2 protein-coding genes are annotated in these 3,044 nt (G+C 44.9%); one reads left to right on the forward strand and one right to left on the reverse strand.

Annotated features, from left to right (window positions below; translation table 11 throughout):
- Positions 1-110: 110 nt before the first annotated feature.
- A complete protein-coding gene (locus PX636_RS09000; protein WP_288116806.1) occupies positions 111-1,475 on the reverse strand; it encodes a collagen-like protein in 1,365 nt (454 codons plus the stop codon).
- Between the two features lie 206 nt (positions 1,476-1,681).
- Here PX636_RS09000 and PX636_RS09005 point away from each other — a divergent pair, with 206 nt between their 5' ends.
- Complete coding sequence (locus PX636_RS09005) at positions 1,682-2,971, forward strand: glucose-1-phosphate adenylyltransferase (protein ID WP_002798919.1); 1,290 nt, start codon at positions 1,682-1,684, stop codon at positions 2,969-2,971.
- Positions 2,972-3,044: the final 73 nt, after the last annotated feature.

The following is a 3,044-nucleotide window of genomic DNA, read 5'->3' on the forward strand; positions in this document are numbered from 1 at the left end:
GATCGAACCTAAAATCTATTTTTAATTTAATTATAACCAGCTACTTAAGTTGACTATCTAAATTACTGGTTAACACTGCACCGGAGAAAGGAGAAGGGGACTTTTTTGACTTATCTCCGCAGGATATTTGATCCTTTAATCGTGTCGCGGATGACGATTTTTTGTTCTTTGGAATAACCAGCAAAAGAACGAGTAGCAAGTAACTCGATTTCTACCCCAGTACCCGATCGCAAAGATTCCACAGGTAAGGGTAATTGACCGATATCCAGAATAAATTGATTGCCGTCCTGTCGGACTAAATTAGCGGGCATATCTCCTTCATAGCGAGTGACAAAATCGGTTCTCGGACTGGTTTGCAGGTCGTCTGCTTGCCAACGAGTGACGCGATAACGCACTTTAAATTTAGTGCCGATTAAATTCGATTGGGAAGCTTTATCTTCGAGAAAAAGCCTTAAATCAGTACCATTTCCTGTAATACCTTTTGCTTCTAATTGGGTGACATCTCGTTCAAAAACAGCATTATAAACGACAAATTCCGTAACATTATTGCGTTTTTGAGTGGTTCCCTCGATCCAGAGTTCACTGGGGACAGTTACCCTCATTTCCTTTTGATCATCGAGGGTTAAAGTAAAACGCTGATTAGTAAACCGGTTAAACTCTTGGGGCGCATTCCAAATTAAAATAAAAGAACGTTCCGATCGATCTAATAAAATCCGATATTGATCATCGATGAGGGAGCCGGGGGCAAATAAAGACATTGCCCCAGTGCGAGTTTCCCAAGTATTTTTAGATAGAATATAACCCCGTTCTTTTAACTCCGACAGGGGAACAGTTGCGCTCGGTTGATCGGCAGTTAAAGGGCGATCGATTTGAATTAAAGTTAACTGTCCTAAACGCCCTTCGCGACCGTTACGACCACTATTACCCGTCGCCCCATCCAGACCATCCTGACAGCTAAATTCTCTGGTGGTACAGCTATAATTGGCATCACCCGGCCTACCGCTGCAGGTTTGAATTGTCCAGAAAGGTTGGGAACAGCGACAACCCTTGCCCCCCTGGCCTCCCTGACCCCCAAAACCCCCAGCGCCTCCGGCCGCATTGACCGTTACTTGTCTTAAAAAATCTAAATTAGTGGCATAGAGGGTTAAAGCGCCGCCATTGCCCCCATCACCCCCATCACCCCCATTGCCACCGTTACCACCACCGGCCGCCTGGAGATTTCGTGTGACGTTGCCCGGTTGACCGCTACAGTTGCCATCGCTGCCATTGCTGCCATTTTCACCATCGACCCCTTTTTGTCCTGAAATATCGAGTTTTAGGGGAGAACCATCGAGAAAAAGGGTTAAACTGTCACTATTTTTGCCTTGGCCGCCGACCTTGCCAGCTTTTCCGCTTTGGCCCTGTTTACCGAAAGTCTGTACATCGGAACCTTGGGCTAACCAAGAACAGCGATCGCCCGTCACCGTGGCGGGCATTAGGTACGGTAAAGGGAGAAAAAAGGTGAATATTAATGATTTAGCCCAAAAATTCATGATTTTAGCGAATTTATCCGCAAAGACTCCGATCAATTCCCTCTTGATGACTTTTAGATCTAGATTTTTGTTTCCCCTCTATCAATAAGGTGCGCTATCATCCTACACTTACTTTGAGAAGGAAACAGCCAATCGCGAGGGTTACGCGCGTGAAAAAAGTATTAGCTATTATTTTGGGTGGCGGGGCCGGAACTCGCCTTTATCCGTTAACGAAACTGCGGGCAAAACCTGCCGTCCCCCTAGCGGGAAAATATCGCTTAATCGATATTCCCGTCAGCAATTGTATTAACTCCCAGATTGATAAAATCTATGTGTTGACGCAATTTAATTCCGCTTCCCTCAATCGTCACCTCAATCGTACCTACAATTTTACGGGTTTTAGTGATGGTTTCGTGGAAGTTTTGGCCGCTCAACAAACCATGGAAAATCCTCAATGGTTCCAAGGCACGGCCGACGCAGTACGACAGTATATCTGGACGATGAAGGATTGGGATATCGATGAATATCTGATTCTCTCGGGAGATCATCTCTATCGTATGGACTACAGCAAGTTCATCGAACGCCATCGGGAAACCAACGCCGATATCACTTTATCGGTAGTTCCCATCGATGAACGTCGCGCCTCCGCTTTTGGGGTGATGAAAATTAATGATTCGGGGCGAATTGTCGATTTTTATGAGAAACCCAAAGGGGCAGAATTGGAAAGAATGCGGGTAGATACGACGATTTTAGGCTTAAGTCCCGACCAGGCCCGTCAAAGTCCCTACATCGCTTCCATGGGAATTTATGTCTTTAAAAAGAATGTTTTAATCGATCTGCTCGATGCCAATAAAGAACAGACCGATTTCGGTAAGGAAATTATTCCCTCGGCCGCTAAAGACTACAATCTTCAGGCTTATTTATTTAAGGGTTACTGGGAAGATATCGGGACGATTGAAGCCTTTTATGAGTCGAATCTCGCCTTGACCCAACAACCAAATCCCGCCTTTAGTTTCTACGATGAAAAAGCCCCCATCTATACCCGTTCTCGCTATCTGCCACCCACAAAAATGCTCAATTGTACGGTGACAGAATCGATGATTTCTGAAGGTTGTATTCTCAAAGAATGTCGCATCCATCACTCGATTTTAGGTATTCGTAGTCGAGTCGGCAAAGACTGCACGATCGAGGATACAATGCTGATGGGATCGGACTTTTATGAGTCTTTCCCCGAACGGGAAAGTCTGATCGGAAATGCCAAAATTCCCGTGGGTATTGGCCCTGGTTCCACTATTCGTCGGGCAATTGTGGACAAAAATGCTCGCATTGGTTCCAATGTTTTAATTGTTAACAAAGATCGTGTGGAAGAAGCTAATCGCGAAGATTTAGGTTTCTATGTTCGCAGCGGCATCGTGGTTATTTTCAAAAATGCCACTATTCCCGACGGCACGGTGATTTAATCTATCAGTTATCAGTTATCAGTTATCAGGTTTTCCATTTTTCTAGTTATTATCACCTTGTTCTAGCTGAAGA

The organism is Microcystis sp. M53598_WE2, from assembly GCF_030067735.1.
GTDB lineage: Bacteria > Cyanobacteriota > Cyanobacteriia > Cyanobacteriales > Microcystaceae > Microcystis > Microcystis aeruginosa.

Excerpts from the sequence above, each read along its gene's own strand:
- PX636_RS09000 (WP_288116806.1), bottom strand. The coding sequence starts at position 1,475 with ATGCCCGCCACGGTGACGGGCGATCGCTGTTCTTGGTTAGCCCAAGGT.